Annotated in this window: 1 protein-coding gene; it reads left to right on the top strand. The window is 56.8% G+C overall.

Features of this window, described 5'->3' with window-relative positions:
* Positions 1 to 495: ATP-grasp domain-containing protein (locus tag EOA24_RS40630; protein WP_127410956.1), on the top strand; the 495-nt coding region annotated here is incomplete at both ends.

Below are 495 nucleotides of genomic sequence, written 5' to 3'. Positions count from 1 at the left end.
AATTCAAGCAACGTCAGCTTCTCGAGGAAGCCGGCGTTCCAATACCTGCCTATCGCTTGGCAGCGGATGCGACGGAGGTGGAAACCGCTGCCAAGGAGATCGGCCTGCCGGTGGTTCTCAAGCCAGTCGTAGGCACCGGCAGTAGGGGAGTCCGATTGTGCCGCAACCTTGATGAGTTAGCAGAACATACGACCTATCTGTTGGGCGGGAAGCACATGTGGCCGTCTTCGCCGAGAATACTGGTCGAAGAATTCGCACAAGGCCCCTACTATTGCGCCGAGATGATGGGAAATGAGGTTATTGCGATTTCCGGGGGGCACTTCGGTCCTCCACCGCATTTCATGTATCGTGAGTTCAGCTATCCGGCCGCGCTTACTGACGACGGGCAGGAGCGTATCGCTGATATTTCGCTAAGCTGTTTGCGAGCTCTTGGCCTTGGTTGGGGGCCAACGTGCATTGAATTCCGATGGACGCAGCGTGGCCCAGTCGTCATTG

Source organism: Mesorhizobium sp. M2A.F.Ca.ET.039.01.1.1 (assembly GCF_003998035.1).
Taxonomy (GTDB): Bacteria; Pseudomonadota; Alphaproteobacteria; order Rhizobiales; family Rhizobiaceae; genus Mesorhizobium.
This window is presented reverse-complemented; position numbering and strand designations above follow the sequence as displayed.